Annotated in this window: 19 protein-coding genes; 3 read left to right on the top strand and 16 right to left on the bottom strand. The window is 59.0% G+C overall.

The features are described from left to right. Positions 1-8: 8 nt before the first annotated feature. The 8 genes from IVB18_RS50580 to IVB18_RS50545 form a co-directional block, all read right to left on the bottom strand. Positions 9-1,226 (bottom strand): ABC transporter substrate-binding protein, encoded by a 1,218-nt coding sequence (locus IVB18_RS50580; RefSeq protein ID WP_247992249.1) that lies wholly within the window; start codon positions 1,224-1,226, stop codon positions 9-11. A gap of 52 nt (positions 1,227-1,278) precedes the next feature. Further along, the gene (locus tag IVB18_RS50575) at positions 1,279-2,076 is read right to left on the bottom strand and encodes an alpha/beta hydrolase (RefSeq protein ID WP_247992248.1); all 798 of its coding nucleotides are present in this window, start codon (positions 2,074-2,076) and stop codon (positions 1,279-1,281) included. A 12-nt stretch (positions 2,077-2,088) separates the two neighbouring features. After that, on the bottom strand, positions 2,089-3,255 hold the full coding sequence (locus tag IVB18_RS50570; RefSeq protein ID WP_247992247.1) for an LLM class flavin-dependent oxidoreductase: 1,167 nt from the start codon (positions 3,253-3,255) through the stop codon (positions 2,089-2,091). A 148-nt stretch (positions 3,256-3,403) separates the two neighbouring features. Next, positions 3,404-3,895, bottom strand: a complete 492-nt coding sequence (locus IVB18_RS50565; RefSeq protein ID WP_247992246.1) for a MarR family winged helix-turn-helix transcriptional regulator — start codon at positions 3,893-3,895, stop codon at positions 3,404-3,406. 582 nt (positions 3,896-4,477) lie between these two features. Beyond that, positions 4,478-5,848, bottom strand: a complete 1,371-nt coding sequence (locus IVB18_RS50560) for an MFS transporter (RefSeq protein ID WP_247992245.1) — start codon at positions 5,846-5,848, stop codon at positions 4,478-4,480. Positions 5,849-5,918: 70 nt separating this feature from the next. Then, a complete protein-coding gene (locus IVB18_RS50555; RefSeq protein WP_247992244.1) occupies positions 5,919-6,452 on the bottom strand; it encodes a cupin domain-containing protein in 534 nt (177 codons plus the stop codon). Positions 6,453-6,487: 35 nt separating this feature from the next. Beyond that, positions 6,488-7,330, bottom strand: coding sequence for an aldolase/citrate lyase family protein (locus tag IVB18_RS50550; RefSeq protein WP_247992243.1), 843 nt, complete (start codon positions 7,328-7,330; stop codon positions 6,488-6,490). Between the two features lie 110 nt (positions 7,331-7,440). Next, positions 7,441-7,872, bottom strand: coding sequence for a heme-binding protein (locus tag IVB18_RS50545; protein WP_247992242.1), 432 nt, complete (start codon positions 7,870-7,872; stop codon positions 7,441-7,443). A gap of 124 nt (positions 7,873-7,996) precedes the next feature. Here IVB18_RS50545 and IVB18_RS50540 point away from each other — a divergent pair, with 124 nt between their 5' ends. After that, on the top strand, positions 7,997-8,785 hold the full coding sequence (locus IVB18_RS50540; protein ID WP_247992241.1) for a GntR family transcriptional regulator: 789 nt from the start codon (positions 7,997-7,999) through the stop codon (positions 8,783-8,785). 488 nt (positions 8,786-9,273) lie between these two features. Here IVB18_RS50540 and IVB18_RS50535 read toward each other — a convergent pair whose 3' ends face one another. Beyond that, positions 9,274-10,278 (bottom strand): transporter, encoded by a 1,005-nt coding sequence (locus tag IVB18_RS50535; RefSeq protein WP_247992240.1) that lies wholly within the window; start codon positions 10,276-10,278, stop codon positions 9,274-9,276. A 179-nt stretch (positions 10,279-10,457) separates the two neighbouring features. On the opposite strand from IVB18_RS50535, the gene IVB18_RS50530 reads away from it, so the two are divergent. Further along, positions 10,458-10,841, top strand: a complete 384-nt coding sequence (locus IVB18_RS50530; RefSeq protein ID WP_247992239.1) for a hypothetical protein — start codon at positions 10,458-10,460, stop codon at positions 10,839-10,841. Between the two features lie 363 nt (positions 10,842-11,204). Here IVB18_RS50530 and IVB18_RS50525 read toward each other — a convergent pair whose 3' ends face one another. The 4 genes from IVB18_RS50525 to IVB18_RS50510 are packed head-to-tail and all read right to left on the bottom strand — an operon-like array spanning position 11,205 to position 13,698. Then, entirely contained in the window at positions 11,205-11,657 is a 453-nt protein-coding gene (locus IVB18_RS50525; protein ID WP_247992238.1) for an HlyD family efflux transporter periplasmic adaptor subunit, read from the bottom strand. Further along, entirely contained in the window at positions 11,599-12,111 is a 513-nt protein-coding gene (locus tag IVB18_RS50520; protein WP_247992237.1) for a hypothetical protein, read from the bottom strand. The genes IVB18_RS50525 and IVB18_RS50520 overlap by 59 nt, the downstream gene beginning before the upstream one ends. Before the next feature lie 40 nt (positions 12,112-12,151). Next, a complete protein-coding gene (locus tag IVB18_RS50515) occupies positions 12,152-13,168 on the bottom strand; it encodes an integrase core domain-containing protein (protein ID WP_247992236.1) in 1,017 nt (338 codons plus the stop codon). After that, positions 13,165-13,698: a hypothetical protein gene (locus IVB18_RS50510; RefSeq protein WP_247992235.1), complete on the bottom strand. Its 534-nt coding sequence runs from the start codon at positions 13,696-13,698 to the stop codon at positions 13,165-13,167. The genes IVB18_RS50515 and IVB18_RS50510 overlap by 4 nt, the downstream gene beginning before the upstream one ends. A gap of 48 nt (positions 13,699-13,746) precedes the next feature. On the opposite strand from IVB18_RS50510, the gene IVB18_RS50505 reads away from it, so the two are divergent. Then, positions 13,747-14,124 (top strand): hypothetical protein, encoded by a 378-nt coding sequence (locus IVB18_RS50505; protein WP_247992234.1) that lies wholly within the window; start codon positions 13,747-13,749, stop codon positions 14,122-14,124. A gap of 533 nt (positions 14,125-14,657) precedes the next feature. Here IVB18_RS50505 and IVB18_RS50500 read toward each other — a convergent pair. From IVB18_RS50500 to IVB18_RS50490, 3 genes are read right to left on the bottom strand one after another with little or no spacing between them, the layout of a single operon-like run. Then, positions 14,658-15,368: an SDR family NAD(P)-dependent oxidoreductase gene (locus IVB18_RS50500; RefSeq protein ID WP_247992233.1), complete on the bottom strand. Its 711-nt coding sequence runs from the start codon at positions 15,366-15,368 to the stop codon at positions 14,658-14,660. A gap of 20 nt (positions 15,369-15,388) precedes the next feature. Continuing rightward, positions 15,389-16,186, bottom strand: a complete 798-nt coding sequence (locus tag IVB18_RS50495) for a glutathione binding-like protein (protein WP_247992232.1) — start codon at positions 16,184-16,186, stop codon at positions 15,389-15,391. A 38-nt stretch (positions 16,187-16,224) separates the two neighbouring features. Then, complete coding sequence (locus IVB18_RS50490; protein ID WP_247992231.1) at positions 16,225-16,995, bottom strand: enoyl-CoA hydratase; 771 nt, start codon at positions 16,993-16,995, stop codon at positions 16,225-16,227. Positions 16,996-16,998 lie beyond the last annotated feature (3 nt).

The following is a 16,998-nucleotide window of genomic DNA, read 5'->3' as shown; positions in this document are numbered from 1 at the left end:
CTTGTCTCCTACTTGCTGCCGATCACGTCGCCGAAGGGCTCGAAGCGCTGACCGTTGAACTTAACGGGCTGCAGCTGGTCGATCGGCGAGTAGTCGGTCTTGCTGGTGCGGATCTTGATGCCGGGAAGATAGACATCGATCTCCATGTCGAGGCTCGTCATCTGCTTCATAAGATTCCCTCGCGTGAGATCATCGCCGCACTTCTTGAGAACTTCGGTGAATGCTTTGGCCGCGCCATAACCGAACACGGTCGTGCCGTTTTCCTGGTCACCATCCGGGTAGTATTTCGTCATGAAGGCGCGGAACTGCCGGACGCCCTCGTCATTGGCCCACCGAGGATCCGCAGGGTCTTTCAGGTACACGGCACTGATAATTCCCCGCGAAGCGTCGATCCCTGCTGCTGACATCGTCGTCTGGGTAGATGCCGACGCATTGCCCAGGAACTGGATCGGCTTCCATCCAAGTTCGCCGATCTTCTTGATCGCCTGCGCAGCGAACTTCGGCGTGGAGAGATTGACGAAGATTTCGACGTTGGCAGATCTGATCTGCACCACCTGTGAATCGACCGATGGTGTTGTTACCTCGTACGGAAGGGCGATGACGATTTTCTTGTCGGCCTCGGCTCCGAAGGCCTGACGGAATCCCGCTATGTAGTCTTTGCCGGAGTCGTCATTTTGATAAAGAATACCGACCGTCTTCGTCGGATAGTTCTGCTGGATGTATTTCGCGTAGATTGTCGCTTCGCTGATGTATCCGGGCCACCAGGCCATGCTCCAGGGCGAGTGTTCCGGATCATCGAACCTGGCGCCGCCGCTCGAGATGAAGAGGTGCGGTACTTTCTTGGAATTGACGTACTTCTGGATCGCGGCGTTTCCAGCCGTCCCGACAACGTTGAAGAGAGCAAACACCTCGTCAGATTCGATCAGCTTGCGAGCTTGCTCGACTGTTTTGGGTGGACTGAAACCGTCGTCATAGGTGACAAAATCGATCTTTCGACCGTTAATGCCGCCCTGGTCGTTCATCATTTTGAAATAAGCGGCCTCGGTTTTGCCGATGGCAGCATATGCTGATGCCGGGCCGCTATAAGGCATTATGTTGCCAATCTTGATGGTCGTGTCGGTCACTCCCACGTCGTATTTCTTCTGGGCCATCGCAACGCCATTGGCGAACGACACGAGCAAGCCCGACAGCAGGACGACACTCAACGAACGCATGTCGAGTCTCATTGGCACGCACCTCCCCGTCATTTGTTGTCTTGGATGCCAGTGTTCTGGCTAATTAGGCTGACTGTCGTCGGGGAATCTCGCGCTCAGTGAAGAATGCCTTCACCCGCGCTACCGCCGCCGGCGCCTCGAAGAAGACGAGGTGCCCGGCTCCTTCGAACAGCGCAACTTCGCTGGAAGTTAGCCGTTTGGACCAATAGTTCGCCTGCTCAACTGGAATGATCTGGTCTTTGTCGCCCCAGAGCACCAGCGTCGGCACCTTGATGTGCCCGAGCCAGCGCATGAGTTTCGGCTCATAGTTGCGCTCCCAAATGATGCGGGCAAGCGAGGTCATCTCGCGATACCGCTCGATCTTGAGATCATTGGTAAGGTTGACCGCCGGGATCCGGGCGAGAGCCTCGGGAGAGGACACGATCCGCGATGGGACATGTTCCGCGCGGATCGTAAACAGGTCCGTTGTCGGATGCTCCTTCACCCGCAGTCCCGCCGGACAGGCAAGAGCGAGGCGGCGAACGCGATGTTGGTTGAATACCGTAAAGAGACTAGCGATCCAGCCGCCCAGTGAGTGGCCCACGAGGTCGACCGGCGCGGACAATTTCAACTGATCGAAAAGCGCGGCGTAGTGGACGGCATAGTCCAGCACGGAGTTGACGGCCGGATCATCGTCAGACGCACCGAATCCCGGGTGGATCGGCACGATGAGCCGGCGACCTTGGGCAAGCGGCAACAGATCCTGGAATCCGCTCGTCGTGCCGGCACCATGGAAGAAGACAAGAGGCTCACCCTCGCCCGCTTCGAGTACCTGAACGCGAATTCCGTCGACGGTGATGTCACGCTGTGTGAAGCTGGTCATTGATCCCTCCAACTATTCTGCCGCTACTTGAACCGAGGACGACATCAGCTTCCGCACACGCGGAATGACTTCTTCGGCGAACAGAGTGATGTTCTTGACCGCCTTCCAGTGCGGCATGTCGCCAACGTGAAGATGCAAGATGATCTTGGTGCTCTGAGCTTGTTCGCACCAGAAGGCGATGCGCTCAGCGACGTGATCAGGCGTGCCGAGAGCGGTGCGATACACCGTGGTCAGCCCTTCCCAGGTCACATCGAGTTCAGAGACACCAGATTCGAGCCGCTTGCGAAGACGCTCGACCGGGAGATAGCCGGGAGGCGAGTTCAGGTGGGAGTCGGTCTTCAGCAAGTTCTTGAAGTAGAAGAGAATGTGATCGCGCCCCTCTTCAATTGCCTTCTCTTCCGATTCAGCCACGAACACCATCGCCGAAATGATGATCGATTCTGAATCGGTCGGCTGGTTGTGCTTGGCAGCGACGGCGCGATAGTTCTCGAAGGACTTCAATTGCGCCGGTATGGGCGTGAACACTTGAGAATAGCCGTAACCCCGTTCGGCCGCATAGTTTACGGTATCTTCCGTACCCGAACCGACCACATAGATCTTTGGGTGCGGCTTTTGGTACGGCAACGGGAAGCAATTCAGATACTTGTATTGATAGAAGTCGCCGTCGTAGCGGCTTGGGCCGGGCTTGGTCCATGCTTGCATCAGGATGTCCATGCCCTCTCGGAAACGCTCGCGCGCGGTGGCAGGGCTGAGCGGATTGACCCAGTACTCCATGCCGGTGCCGAGAGGAAACGCGCATTCAAGGCGGCCGCCAGACATGACGTCGAGCATTGCATACTCTTCCGCCAAGCGATGCGGATAGGTCAGCCCGATCGGCGTCCCCATCACACAGATCTTCGCTCGCTCGGTAAGCACTGCCAGCGCACTGGCGATCAGTTGGCAGGAAGGCATCAGGCTGTAGAAGGTGGCGTGGTGCTCGTTGACCACGAGACCGTCAAACCCAAGCTTGTCACCCAGTACAAGCTCGTCGATGTATTCCTTGTAGAGCTTGTAGCCGACCTTCGGATCGAAGTGCGTGTTGGGAATGTCGACCCACTGTCCCTGCGGGCGATTCGGCACGACATCCGGATACGGCATGAAGTGCATCAAGTAGAACTGCGGAGCACCTAATCCCGCCATCGTAACCTCCCTGGATCATTGACCGAGAGCATCGAAGCTCTCTTATAATCATAGTATGCTATGATTATTATCGAGACGTCAAGGCTTGTTGCGCGAATTTGAATCGCGGCGATCTGTCGGCCGAAAGACTTAGGGATGTGGACGAGACCTATTTGTCGCCGTAACGCTCCGCGTTCAGGTTCTGCGTCATTATGTTTGCAATGCGGAAAAACTCGGCGACCTCATGCGCGTTAAGTCCCTTGGTGGCCATCTTTTCGACCTCCCGAGCTGCCTTGGACATGAGTTGACTGAGCGCGCGACCTTTCGCGGTAAGCCTTATTGTAGTTCGCCGCCCATGCGCAGGATCGGGCGATCTGGAGATTAGCCCGTCCCTTTCCATTCGCTTCAACGTCACAGCCATCGTTGGCTGCTCGATACCAATGAGGCGTGAAAGCTCTCCCTGGGTCGATTCCGTCAGCTGCATCAACCGCGCAATGACAGGATTTACGCCAGGAAGGAAACCGTGGCGGGCCGTTCGCTGCGCCAAGCTCCAAGTGATATTCCGGCCGAGGGTGTTTACGGTAAGGCCGAGAATTCGTTCACGATCACTGGACGGCTGAGTTTCACTGCGCTCGCCTTCAACTTTGCTGGGCCTGGTCATCCAATGCTTTCAATGAGGTCTCGAACTGCCAAGTCGTGGCCAAGATGCTGTTGCTGGATACCACCATCTTGCCACAGGCTACAGGGGAAGCCATGTGCAGTCTTTTGCCAAGAGATTCAATAGCTTTGGCTTTGGCTACACTGCTTCCTTCCGCCGGGCAGAATGCGGCCAGAGGGGTGCAGCGTCTGCCAGGTCAGGAATTTCGTGCTCTGCAGGCTCGTATCGCACCAACGGCGCTGATAACTTCACCGCTGTTCGAGCGCATACGTCGTTGGAGGTGGCAGCGATAGAACTCGCTGGTTGCACCCGCGTTCGACAGAACCCGCGGCACGAACGATTGCTTCCGTATACCGAGCTCGCTGTTGCGATGCGTGCACGGCAAGAATGACAACAGCTGTCAACGATTAGGAGGCCGCAGGGCTACCTATTGGCTCAAGACGAGAGGCCCTTAGTGCGAGCTACTCCTCTTCGAGAGAAAGAGACCGGCGAACGCGATACGGTGAATGCACAGCGAGCAATCACCAGGCCGCGCAAGCGCCGCGCGGCACCAACAGCTTCCGTTGCCGCCGGTGCGGCCGCTCTCTATCCCGAGACGACGCCCTCGAGGGCGTCAACCTGAGCAGGGAGGTCACTTTTTTGAGCGCTAGATGAGCGGCCGCGAAGCACGAAGCATCCCATTGCGAAGACCGTCGCCGCCGCGCCGAGTGACGTCAAACCAGCAATAAAAAAGAACGTTGGCGCCGTGAAGCCCGCTCCGATCAAGACGCCACCAAGAACAGGACCAAGGATTGCGCCTATACGTCCTATGCCCATCGTCCAACCAACACCCGTCGCGCGCAGACGCGTATCGTAGAAGCCCGCGCACAGAGCTACGGTGCACATCTGCGCGCCGATGGTCAGGATCCCGGCAAGAACTGAGAAGATCAATAAGAGCGCGCTTGACGTGCCGACATAGCCGATAGCCACGATGGCGAAGGCACCAAGACCATACCCGGCCCCAATAACCGTTGCCTGCCCGTAGCGTCCCGCCAACTGTCCGAGCGTAAGGCAGCCAATGATCGCACCCAAATTGATCACGGCCACGGCGACGACGGCCTCCTCGACACTGCGCCCCTCTTGCCGAGCAAGCATGGGGATCCAGTTGAGAAGGAAATAGGACAACATCAAACTGAAGAAAAAGGTGATCCAAAGTAGGATCGTACCGAGCGCGGTGCCATTGGCAAATAGACTGAAAAGCGGCGCCGGCGTCTCGACCGTCAGTTTGACGTTCCACTTCTTTCCCAGCTTCATCCGATCCAGGATGGAAGTGATCGCGAGGCTATCCCCCTTGAGCGCAAGAAACTGGATCGATTCCGGCACCCAGATGGCTACGAGCGGGAGCAAGAGAAGCGGGATCACGCCGCCAACGTAGAAGGCGCTGGTCCATCCCAGCATTGGAAGCAGTTTCGCCATTGCGAAGCCGCCAATGACCGCTCCCAGGGGGAAACCACAAAACATGAGCGCGACGACCGTGGCCCGCAAGCGCGTCGGCGTATACTCCGACGTCAGCGAGATTGCCGTTGGGAGAGCTCCTCCGAGACCAAGGCCTGTGACAAAACGCAGGGCGGCCAGATTACTGATGGATGTGGCGAAGGGTGTGAGCAAAGAGCATATCGCAAATAATGCGACCGAAAACATCAGCACAGGCTTGCGGCCAAAGCGATCGCCGGCAAGCCCGAGCGCCATGGCTCCCAGCATGCCGCCGAGCAGACCCGCCCCAAAAACGGGACCAAATTGGGAAGGCTCGACGTGCCAACTGCTGGCTATTTCTGGCGCGACAAACGCGACGCATTGCGTGTCGAAGCCATCTATCATGGCAACGAGCGCACAGATCGAGATGATAAGGTACTGGGAAGGTCCCAGGCGACCTGAATTTACGACTGTTTCCAAGTCGACGGCTTCACTCGAATCCATGCGCACTCCATTGCGAGCGTTTCCCGAGGCGCCGGTTACCCGGTCTTCTTCTTGCTGATCGTTTGCTTCGTTATGTCAGCGGCTTTGCATCAATCATGCAGCCGACCAACAAGCAAGGTTCTTTCGAACGGTTGCTCCAGGCGTGGTTGGTGCCACGAATGATGACGGTATCGCCCGGCCGCATCAACACCTCGTCGACGTCGGTCACCATATAGATCTCACCCTTCACGCAAGTGATGCAATCCAGCGTATCGGTCCGGTGCATGCTCGGATGGCGCGCCATGTCTTCAGCAGTAGGCGTGTGTTTCTGCTTCACTTCGACATTCAATTGCTTGAGCGCCTCGATATGCCCGGTCTTGTCACCGGTGTCAGGCGGAATCTCGAGGGCGCGGCAGAGCATGCCACCGGGAAACGGCTCGCGGGTCGTGATATCGAGCGACCGGTCCGCATCGATGCTGTTGTCGACCGGGACTTCCTTTGTACCCCACAGCGTTGCACGGTAGAAGATTCCGGGATTTTCCTGCAAGTTGGTAGCTTCGTCCATCAGGACGGCAGATTTTCCGGCAGCATTCGGGCCGACCACGTATCTTTTCCACTTAGCCATTTTTTTCTCTCGATAGCTTGCTTGTTGGATTGGAATTAGCGCCCCGGAAATCCGCTGTCCGGCGCTGGAGCGCGCCTGTAATTTGTCCCCTCGATACCGACGTTGAGCGCCTCGACGGTTTGCTCGCAAAAGTGTCGAAAGCCGAGCGTATCGAGACCGAGGCAGAACACAGTGATCCCGTCGTCCAGCGACTTGCGGCACGACTCCGGCGTTGGATCCAGGATCGGACCTCCGACCACCGCAACACCATGCCGCTTGGCCGTCGACAGCACCTTCCGGTAGGCATCTTGAACGCGCGGACTCTTCATCATCGAAGTGCCCTCACCCATCGCATACGACAGGTCGCCTCCTCCGAAGACGATGACCTTTACCTCCTCCATCGCACAAATCTCGTCGATATTCTCGACGGCGGTCGGATGCTCGATCATCGGGATCAGGATGACTTCGCGGTTATTCCACGCGGCATATTCCTCAAATGTCCGCAAGGAATAGCCTGCCGCGCGGATCGCGGGACAAATTCCGCGCGATCCTAGCGGCGGAAAAAACGCAGCATCAGCAGCACGCTTGACGTCCTCCGCCGAGCGCACCATCGGAAGAAAGATCCCGCTCGCCCCGGCTTCAAGCGCACGTCGAATATCAGCCTCGTTGGCGCGATCGGGGACGCGCACGAATGGCGCAAGGCCGGCTTGTTCCGACACGCGAATGAGGCCTTCGAGCCCCCGCGCATTGTTGCCGGAGTGTTCGCAATCCAACATCACGAAGTCGAACCCGGTCAGTCCAAGCACTTCCACGAGCGCCGGATCACCAGTGAAGCACTGCATGCCGAGCGGAATTTCGCCGCGCTCAAGCATCTCGATCAGCCGGTTGGGCTTGAACAAAACGCATCCTCCCTTGAAGACATAAAGTCACTTGGTGTCTTTGTGACACAAGTTTCTCTGCTTGGGAAGAAGCAACTTGCAAAGATTTTCGAGCGCGCCCCTGCCGGGGCTCACGCGGCTCCCGGATCAGCAACAAGATTGACCGAGCGGATTCCGGCCAGCGCGCAGGCTTCATCTTTGTCCGGCACGTCGCCGCTCACACCAACGGCACCTATGACGGCTCCTTCTTGCGATCTGACAAGCACACCGCCCGGGACCGGGACCATGGATCCTTCCGCAAGTGAAGACAGGGCCACGAAAAATGAAGGATGGTGAGCCGCCCGAGACATTAGCGTCCGGGTGCCCATTCCCATGCCCAGTGCGGACCAGGCCTTCGCCCTTGCAATCTGCTCCCGCAACAAGCTCGATCCGTCCTCCATTTTGAAGGAAACAAGGCATCCCCTCGCGTCGAGGACCGCAACGGTCATCGGCGGTAAATTCATCTCGCGCGCAGTCTTGAGGGCTTCCTCCACGACACGTGACGCATCTGACAAGGACAGCATTGCGAAACTCCCTTAAAGTTGTGCTCTCGAGCAATTGCGCATGCCACTGCGGATTGATCGGAGCCGAACAAATTGCTAGTCACTAGGTCACCTACTATCAAATCGTACCGCTGGACAATCAAAAATGGCAACATTCCGAAGCGGGTCGCAGGTCATTGATCGCGAACGCATCGCCGATCAGATCTTCAAGGATCTGCGGAACGACATCATTCTCGGTACCATCCCGCGGGGCACGAAACTGCCTTCAGAAAAGGATTTGGCGCAGCGCTATGGCGTCAGTGGACCCACAGTCCGTGAGGCGATCCGCGGCCTTAGTCTTTTGGGATTTGCCGACGTGCGACATGGCAGTGGCGCCTACGTTATTGCCAATCCGGATCAGTTGGTCGCCACCTCTTTGAGTGCCGTGATCCAGCTGGGCAAGCTGGGGGTGGCCGATGTCCTCGGCGTGTGGGGGGCGTTGAACGAACATGTGGCCACATTGGCCGCCGAGGTCTCGACACGCGAGGACCACGGACGTCTGCGCACCACCCTCGCCGCGCTCGATGACATCGCCACGGCCGAGCAGGCCGCGCAAGCTGTTCTCGCCTTCCACAACGCGATGGCGGCCGCAGCGCACAATCCCCTGCTCGCCGCGCTCTGCGGTTTTCTAGCCGAACTGCAGACCGAGCTCGGTCATCAGCTTTGTGATTCCGTCACACAATGGCGCGCCATTCTCGCGAAGCTCAAGCCAATTCGCACGCAATTGGTCGAGTCAGTCATCGCGAGAAATCGAACGAAGGCGGTCGCTGCAGCACAACAGTTCCATACGAAGGCGGTCGCTTTGATCACCGCCTTGCCAAAGGCGAAGGAAATTCGACTGAACGACCCCAAGCTTCGCCAATTGCTGTCAACATTGCTGTTGCGGGTTGGATGATTCCACGCGCCGCGCCCTGTGAGAGATACCGCACATGCAGAAGAACGATATTGACGAACTGGACAGGCTCGGCGCAGTGCTATGCTGGCAGCCGATCTGGCTGGTCTCGACCGCTTATTCGCCGACGACCTGGTCTGGATACATGCATCCTCCAAGTCGGACACAAAGAAGTCTTTGATCGAAAAGTTTGCCAACGGAAGTCTCCGTTGCCATCGCCTGGACCATTCCGAAGTTGCGATCCGCATCTATGATTCAGTCGCAATCGTACGGGGTAAGCTGGAGATGGATGTCTCGGCAGACGGCACAAGCCGCACGTCCGTGAATCTGTATACTGGGATCTGGGCAGGAGCGCCGGGGGCCGCCAGACTTATCCTGTGGCAATCGACCCGCGTGCAGAGCTAGGCCATCCCGGAGAGATGTACGATTCTGCACGCTCTTCAAAAGAAGTGGCGCCTTTCGGCGCCACCAGTTAGCGGTGGTCCAGTCCGCTACTTGAAAATTTGGGGCTTCACTGGCGTCGCCGGTGGATCAGGCGCCCACAAGCGATAGCTCACATTGGCGAACAACTTGTACCCTTTGGTGACCGCCGCCCGGTCGGTAACAAACGGGGTCGGCGAGCCGCCGGACGCGCCAGCGCTTACTTCGCGGAAGCCATAGACGTTCAATTGCACCGGACCAAAGTTGTATCCGACAAGGCCTCCCACGGCTCCTTCGTGAAAGCGGTTCGCTGCGATGGCATTGCCATAGAAGGCACTCGACGTATCGTCTCCAACCTGAGCCACGTAGTACCCAAGGACGCCGAGGGTCCACCTCCCGAACTGCTTCGTTACGGCAAACTCGGAATCAAGCACGTCGCCGCTACGGTAGTTGGTAATGGTATTTCGAGTGTTGGTTTCGTAGTAGAAGGCCGCGGTGAGATTCCAGCCTTCGTTCAGATATGAGACGATGAATTCAGGCCTAAACGTCCACCAGGGGTTGCCGACGTTACCCAAACCGTTGACACCTGAGATAGTGCCGTCGGACACGCCGATGCCGAGCCCCGTCTTGACGAAGAAGCCAGACTGACCAAGCTTCCAACTGAGTTCGACCGGCACCACGAAGGTGTTGTGCACCCCAGTTTTCGTCGTGCTCACCGGAGCGCCAGTGTCAGCATTGGCGAAGGGCTGAACGAGCACCGCATCGTAGGTCGCCCCGAGAAAAGTCCAGCCAGGAACGAAAACGAAGCCGGGCGTCGCCGCGTTGACGTTCACAGCGGTAGCAGCGCCGCCCACATTCGGCGCTCCGGGGCCGACGATCTTGGCCTGATAGGTCCAGAACTGGTCGAACATGTAGATGCCTGGACCCGGCGCAGCAGCGGTCGTGTTACCGATCGCGATGCCAGGGGGCACTTGCGTGCCGGGTGAGCCTGATTCATAGGCGTCCGCCTGCTGCAACGGAGCCAGTGCTCCTGCAACGGTCAAGGCAAAGCACATCTTCTTAAGATCAATACGCATTTTCCCCCCAATTGGTGACTTCCAGCTCGATGAAGCGCCCGCCTCCGCCAGGAAGAGCGGGAAGCTGCATCTCGAGACCCGATCACATACTTGTTATGCCAAACACTAGGTCACCTAGTGACCTTGTCAAGAGGCAACTTGAACCCTAGGTCGAATGCACCCACACACAGGACGGAAGCATGACAACCGACGGTTCGGATAAACTTGCCCTGCGCATCGCATCTCTGGTCACGGCGACTAACGTCATCGTCGCATGCGGATTTTCGATTGCTGGACTTGTCAGTCCCAGCGCGATCTTGCCCTCGGGCTCGTCGCCGACGGTGGCCTCGCAAATTTTTGCGATGTATGCAGCAGCGCGAACAGTGACGCTCGCCTTGATTACTTTGTCGACACTTGGTCGAAGGTCCTGGATATTGCCGTTGGGAACGCTTGCTGGACTCGTGCAGCTACTCGACGCTGGCGTCGGCCTCTTTCAGCACGATGTCGGCAAGACGATAGGGCCACTATTGTTGGCCATTCTGCAACTTCTCGCGATCCTTAACCTGAGTCGGACAACCAAATAACGGGCTCGATCGCCGAGGGCTCAGCACGCCGAACTTCTCTCCCGGGTGATTTCGGAGTCAGAAAGCCCATGGGCTAATCCTTGGTTGCGGGGACAGGACCCGATCCCAACGCATCTCGTTGCTGACGACATCATTCGAATCTGCGCGTCGTCGATGCAGAGTACGCCCCGTAGCGGTCGGCGAGATCCAGCAGATCGGCAATCGCGGCGCCAAAAGCCGGCTGCCACAAAAGGCGGCTCGAAGAAATGCGAGCGTTGGTGGCCAGAACATATCCGGCGACTGCGCGTCGACCGCGGGCTGTCGCTCCCGCAAGTTAGGGATGCCGCTTTGGCCGTCGCTGCCCCGCAGCTCGTGATCGCCCAATCAACGCTCGCGCAGACTCTCTTGGCGATGACGCGATATGGGCAAAAGCAGATAGTCGATGATCCGCCGCTTGCCGGTCTTGATTTCGACGGTAACAGCCATGCCGGGCGAGAGATTGAGCAGCTTGTCGTCGACCTGCATTCGGGTTTGATCGAGCGACACGCGTGCCGCGTAGGCCGGATCCGCCGCGCCGCTGTCGCCAGCACTCGGTCTTGATGATGGATCCAATTTACCGGAATTGTCGCGTGGAATCGCATCCTGAGACAGGGAGACGACCTTGCCGTGCCGTAGACCATAGCGGGTGAAATTGAAGGTATCTATCTTGATTTCGGCGTCCTGGCCGGGATGGACGAAACCTATGTCCTGGTTGTCGACCATGGCCTCGATCTCCATTTTACTGTCGGCGGGCGCGATTGTCAGAAAGGGCTTCGGCCGGGGTGACGACGCCGCCAATCGAATAATCGCCAATTGCTGAACCGCACCGTCGATGGGCGCAGTCAAGGCCTGATAACTTTGTCCGCTGTTCTGACTTGGCAACATCCTGCGCCAGACCGTTGGCCTTGCGGGTCGCTTCGGCTAGATCGCTCAGAATACCCCGGTGGAAGTCGGCCCGCGTTTCTTCCAGCTTGGCCTTCGCCGCGACAACGGCGGCATCGGCTTCCTTGAGATGGATTGTCTGTAACTCGAGGTCTTTCTGGTTCGACAGCAACTCCTGCAGATTTTCCAGATAGGCGAGCTTCGTACCGGTCTGATGATCGAACAGCGTCTTGCGCATCTCGGCGCGTTCTTCCATCAGCGGCAGCACCGCCTGGATCTTGCTGATCGAAACCTTCTGACTCTCCAGTTCCGCCCGCTTCTGCGCTTCATCGCCGGCGAGGCTTGCGAGCTTGCTGCGATACTGCGACATCTGACCGATCAGGAACTGTCCGGTTGTGTGTACCGAAAACTCAAACCCGGACGTAATAGTGGTGAAGCCCGCCGAGTATCGGGTGTGAACGAATGATTCCAGTCAGTTGAAGCGGGCGGGAGATCGGCGCATCTTTGTTCAGTGACCGATGCGTTCTGACGCCGTTGTAGTAGTCGGCATAGGATTTTAGAATCCGACGCAAATGCGCTTCGCTCCGGATGATGACATGATCGAGACACTCACGCCGGATCGATCCGATCAGCCGTTCGACAACGCCATTCTGCCAGGGCGAGGCTGGGGCAACTGGCTTATCTCGGATGCCCATGGCGCGAAGTCGGCGCGTGACAATGGCGCCGTAGATCCGATCGCGGTCCCGGATCATATAACGCGGAGCCCCATCCCAAGGAAATGCCTCGGTGATCTGACGTGCAACCCATTCTGCCGTCGGATTTGCTGTGACGTTGGTCCAGACGAGCTCTCTGCGGCCGAGCCGGACGATGACGAAGGCATAGAGCAGATCGAAACCGATGGTTGGAACAACGAACAGGTCCATGGCGGCAATGTCCGGCGCGTGGTTGCGCAAGAAGGTTCGCCATCCCTGGCTGGGTGGTCCCCGTCGCTTGACCATGTACTTGGCGACGCTCGACTGCGCGATCTCAAACCCGAGCTTGAGCAGTTCGCCGTGGATGCGTGGCGCGCCCCAAAGTGGATTTTCGACGCTCATCCGCCGGATCAACACGCGCAGTTCCGTGTCGATCTGCGGTCGCCCTCCCTGTGGGCGCGACTTCCAACGCCAGTAGCGGCGAAAGCCGGCGCTGTGCCAACGCTCGAGCGTCTCGGGCCGGATGATGGTGAGAACCTGCAGGATTGACGGAAACCAGCGATACAGCTGGATAAAGAACCAGCGATCATTGTTCGTGAGCCGGACGCGACCAGGCAGCCTACGCTTTAAGACATTCAACTGATGTCGAAGCACCGCGTTCTCAGCTTCAAGCCGCAACTTCGACTTGAATGGCAACGCCAGGACGGTCAGCACGAAACAGAGCAGCCCGATCATTCCGCCAGCTTATGCGATTCGATCACGTCATCAACTCGGATAAGGTTTTCGGTACACACAGGGACGATCTCGACAGAGAGCGCAAATTCGTGAGCCGGCAGTGGGCGAAGCGCGACATGCAAATCCTTGCCGTCATCGAGTCGACGGTCGGCATGGTCGGCGATCTCCAGGCGATCGCCGGCAAGGCCATGCCCGAGATAGCGAGCTTGGATATGGGGGAACCACCGCACAGATATGCGATGCTCCTCCTTCGCGAGCGGAATTGCGATCTGAAACCCGGATCGGGCGTATCTCCATGAAGCTCCTTCTGATCGACCCCGAAGCCGAGACCGTGACTTCAAGGAAACGTCATCTCGGGTTTCACCCACCTGCTCGGATCCAAGCCCTGCGTCTGGGCCAAATTTCCGAACGGGGATCGGCTGATTTCCGCAAAGGACGACATCGGCGCCAAGGGCTTTTCGATCGGCGGCTCGCGTATTGTTGCCGGCGTCGGTCTCGTCGTCGGCCACAAGGACGATGTCGGAGACCACACGCCTCCAAAATCCGACGTCGAGACGATCGCAAAGCTGGTGCGCTGGATGCCCCTCGCAAGGCCGGCACCGACGGAACAGGATGAGGCCCAGCCCATCTCCGCAGTCGTCATTGATCCGGAGATCAGTGTCATCGCGCAAGTCTATTTGCGGCGCGACCTGGAGGCTATCGATCGTGCGGTCGGCGGCCGATCGCGCTTCTTTACGAAGATCAGCGGGGCGGATGGAGTCTTCGTGAGAGCTGGATACGACCCTCGGGCATGGTGCTGGCGCAAGGACGGCCTGGTTTTCGCCGGCCGGAGCTTGCTGATCGGTTGCGGCGCCGACGGAACCATCGACGACGTGACCACGGATCTGGAGGCGCTGCGCGATTCGGTGGAGTTCAAGAACCCCGGTGCGTCCGAATGGACGCCGGCCTCGCACTAGAATAGTTCGAAGGGAGAACGTGATGTCGGGAGAGGCGCGGTAAGCGAGTTAGCTTCCCGTGAGCGAGCTTCTCCACAACAATTTTGTCGTACCCCCGGTCTGCGGATCGGCGGCCCTGTTGAGCCCGGCCAAACTCTTCGGCCAGTTCGTCGCCGCCCAGGCGGCCTCCGATTGTAGGGAACAGGGAGATGCGGGCGTGAGTAAGCTTTTGAGCATGGGTGCCGGAGCAGCGGGGAGCGCAGCGTTCTTCGGCACGGTCCGACCGAGCGTGGCGAAAGACCGCGCGCAACGCCGCGGCGATCACATCCTTTGTGCCAGTGTGCAGCTTTTAGACGCTAGCGTGGCGTTAGGACATGGCGTTCGGCTACAGCGGCGAGTGCTTCCGCAATCCGTCGCGCGGCCGCGGCGCCACTGCGTGCCCTAAGCACCTGGTGTCGACGTTCCCGGACCCGGATCGGCGGAAGTAGCGGGACCGCGCAACGCGACTTAACTTTCTCGAAAGCGCTTTGCTGCCCTTCCCTGCCACTACGAACTCACCAGTTTTCCAGGGAGGTACGCACGTCTATCTCGAAGGACCACGCCTTGGGGGGCTGCCGGTAGAGAAAGGCGTAGCACTCCACGATGCCCTCGATATCGATCAGGCGGTCCTGGCGCTGGTCAGCGTCGGGGAAGTGTCTGCGTATCTTCTCGCCGTAGATGGCACCGTCGACGACGACGTGGCCGACATGGATGCCCTCGGGCCCGTATTCCTTTGCCATCGCCTGGGCGAGCGTACGCAGGCCGGCCTTCGCTGAATTGAAGGCCCCGTACCCTGCCCGGCCGCGGAGTGAAGCGCTCGCTCCGGTAAACAGAATGGTGCCCCGCTTGCGCGGGACCATGTGGCGAAGCGCCTCCCGTCCGAACAGGAATCCGCCGTAGCAGGCGACCCGCCAGCTTTTCTCGAAATAGCTCGATTCCATCTCGAGAATTCGACCGGGAGTGTTGTTGCCCGCGTTGTAGATCGCGACATCGACGTCGGTGCCCACGTCTGAAAAGAGCGCCGCCACGTCCGCCTCCTTCGTCGCGTCGGCGACGACGGACGAAGCTTCGCCTCCGGCCTTTCGGATGTCGGCGACGACGGCATCCAGCGAAGCCGGCGTGCGTCCGACCGCGACAACATGCAGCCCTTCCTTGGCGAAACGCTTGCAGAGTTGTGCGCCCAGCCCTCGATCCGGGCCGACTCCGATGATCACGGCCTTATGCATTGGCTTTCCTCCGGAACCTGTCACTTCGATAACAGCTTTTCGACATATGGCTTGAGATCCGGCCTGAAGTGCTCGTGGTCTATCAGCCGATCAAAATGGGCAAAGACGAGCGGATATTCGTTTCGGACGCCGTCATGCAGGATCCTGTCCAGGCCGCGCTCGTTCAATTGCGCCGCACGCGCCTGCTCGTTCATGAACAAGGCGAGCTCGGCGGCAAAGCAGATGTCGGCCAGCGAGATTTGCTCTCCGACAAGCGTTTTCCGTTGCGCGGACAAAGCCTGCTCGAGCCCGGAGGCATAGATTGCGAACGCCTGCTTGGCGCGGGCGTGGATCGCCGCATCGACGGCGCCGTCCAATAACGAAAGGAGATAGATCTGCGAGTCTCGGGCAAAGAGCAGGCTGACATCGAGAAAGCTGTCGATCCTGGAGGCTTCCCAGGCGTCACGTCCGTAGAGCGAAAATGTCGCCTCTCCCAGCCGCGCCACGGCCCGCATGATGCTGTTCGATTCAAAGATTCCGATCTTTCCGTCTGGGCCGAATGCCGCTGGAACGTTGCCGAACGGCTGGGCTTGGAGGAACGCATCGGTCTTCAACAGCTTCACGCCGGTCAGCCCGACCCGCCCGGTCCGGGCAAGGGAAGACAACGATTGGCGCTCCTGCTCCGCCAGCGGCCGCGCATCGTAGTCCCACAGCCAGTCTCGCAACTCCTTGGGCGGAGCACCCCTGACCTCGACGTCCACGCCGCAGAAACGTGCGGCGATGGTCGCCTTCCAGACGCGCGGGTTCGGCAGATAGGAGAATATCCGCAAGTCGGCCATCTGTGAGAACTCCCAGCGCCCCCAAGAATTTACGAAGGTCAGGCGACCTTCGAGAAATCCGGCGGCCGTCGCTCGGCGAATGCGGTAAAGGCCTCGCGGGCCTCCGGCGTCATCAAGCGTTGCTTGAACAATTGCGATTCTTCGCTGATTTGCGCCTCGATACGCTCGTGATCACGCATCAGCTTCTTGGTCGACTTCAGCGCGCCGGCGGGACGCTTGGTCAGCGTGATGGCCGCATCATGCGCTTTCTTGCGCAGTTCAGCCTGCGGCACGACGGCGTTGCCAAGGCCACAGGCGACCGCAGCGGACGCCTCCATCGGCTCGCCCAACGCAAACATGGCGTAAGCACGGACGTGCCCGATCCGCAACGGCAGCAGCCAGCTTGACGCCGCCTCCGGCACCAAGGCGAGATTGGCAAAGGGTGTCATCAGGCGCGCGTTCTCGGCGAGATAGACCAGGTCGCAGTGCAGCAGCATGGTCGTGCCGATCCCAACGGCATTGCCCTGGACAGCGGCTATAATCGGCTTGTCGACCTCGCTGATGGTCTGGATGAAGTGATGGGCGGGGCTATCGACCGCGCTTTCGCCGCGGGCCTGGCTGGCGAAGTCCGCCAAGTCATTGCCGGCGGTAAAGCTGTCGCCGTCGCCCTGGAACAGGATGACTCGCACCGACGGATCGACTTTGGCCTGGTTGAGCGCGTCGGACAGAGCGTTATACATGGCCCCGGTCAGCGCGTTCTTCTTCTCCGGCCGCTGCAACGTTAATGTCAGCACGCCGTCTGATATCTCGGTCTTCACATGTTCGGTCATGGC

The organism is Bradyrhizobium sp. 186 (genome assembly GCF_023101685.1).
GTDB lineage: Bacteria > Pseudomonadota > Alphaproteobacteria > Rhizobiales > Xanthobacteraceae > Bradyrhizobium.
Note: the sequence above shows the minus strand (reverse complement) of the source record. Positions and strands in the feature narration are given on the sequence as shown.

Coding starts and splice junctions, on each gene's coding strand:
- IVB18_RS50530 (WP_247992239.1), top strand. CDS start 10,458: ATGACAACCGACGGTTCGGATAAACTTGCCCTGCGCATCGCATCTCTG.
- IVB18_RS50515 (WP_247992236.1), bottom strand. CDS start 13,168: ATGATCGGGCTGCTCTGTTTCGTGCTGACCGTCCTGGCGTTGCCATTC.
- IVB18_RS50575 (WP_247992248.1), bottom strand. CDS start 2,076: ATGACCAGCTTCACACAGCGTGACATCACCGTCGACGGAATTCGCGTT.
- IVB18_RS50580 (WP_247992249.1), bottom strand. CDS start 1,226: ATGAGACTCGACATGCGTTCGTTGAGTGTCGTCCTGCTGTCGGGCTTG.
- IVB18_RS50555 (WP_247992244.1), bottom strand. CDS start 6,452: ATGGCTAAGTGGAAAAGATACGTGGTCGGCCCGAATGCTGCCGGAAAA.
- IVB18_RS50490 (WP_247992231.1), bottom strand. CDS start 16,995: ATGACCGAACATGTGAAGACCGAGATATCAGACGGCGTGCTGACATTA.
- IVB18_RS50560 (WP_247992245.1), bottom strand. CDS start 5,848: ATGGATTCGAGTGAAGCCGTCGACTTGGAAACAGTCGTAAATTCAGGT.
- IVB18_RS50545 (WP_247992242.1), bottom strand. CDS start 7,872: ATGCTGTCCTTGTCAGATGCGTCACGTGTCGTGGAGGAAGCCCTCAAG.
- IVB18_RS50500 (WP_247992233.1), bottom strand. CDS start 15,368: ATGCATAAGGCCGTGATCATCGGAGTCGGCCCGGATCGAGGGCTGGGC.
- IVB18_RS50505 (WP_247992234.1), top strand. CDS start 13,747: ATGCCCCTCGCAAGGCCGGCACCGACGGAACAGGATGAGGCCCAGCCC.
- IVB18_RS50570 (WP_247992247.1), bottom strand. CDS start 3,255: ATGGCGGGATTAGGTGCTCCGCAGTTCTACTTGATGCACTTCATGCCG.
- IVB18_RS50520 (WP_247992237.1), bottom strand. CDS start 12,111: ATGTCGCAGTATCGCAGCAAGCTCGCAAGCCTCGCCGGCGATGAAGCG.
- IVB18_RS50565 (WP_247992246.1), bottom strand. CDS start 3,895: ATGACCAGGCCCAGCAAAGTTGAAGGCGAGCGCAGTGAAACTCAGCCG.
- IVB18_RS50535 (WP_247992240.1), bottom strand. CDS start 10,278: ATGCGTATTGATCTTAAGAAGATGTGCTTTGCCTTGACCGTTGCAGGA.
- IVB18_RS50495 (WP_247992232.1), bottom strand. CDS start 16,186: ATGGCCGACTTGCGGATATTCTCCTATCTGCCGAACCCGCGCGTCTGG.
- IVB18_RS50540 (WP_247992241.1), top strand. CDS start 7,997: ATGGCAACATTCCGAAGCGGGTCGCAGGTCATTGATCGCGAACGCATC.